Below are 243 nucleotides of genomic sequence, written 5' to 3' on the forward strand. Positions count from 1 at the left end.
CGCGTCGTTAAGCCCGACGAGGAAGGGATTGATTTACGTGACTACTTGTATGGGCGAATTATCGCCGTTAATTTGCCCAGGTTCAAGCGAACCCGAGCAGCCTTACTCGTCTTCGAGATAAGTGTATCCGTACAAACCTGCTTCGAACTCTTCGAGGAATTGCTGTTGCAGCTCAGCATCCAGATCGGTTTTTTTCACCTGGTCACGGAACTGCGTCAGCAGAGTGTTCGGATCCAACTGCAC

The 243-nt window shown here is 50.6% G+C and carries 1 protein-coding gene; it reads right to left on the reverse strand.

The features are described 5' to 3' along the window. Positions 1–102 precede the first annotated feature (102 nt). On the reverse strand, positions 103–243 hold a 141-nt coding region (locus tag FDX22_RS21430), incomplete at its 5' end, for a hypothetical protein (RefSeq protein WP_186805412.1).

The organism is Citrobacter sp. TBCS-14 (genome assembly GCF_005280805.1).
GTDB classification, from domain to species: domain Bacteria; phylum Pseudomonadota; class Gammaproteobacteria; order Enterobacterales; family Enterobacteriaceae; genus Citrobacter; species Citrobacter gillenii.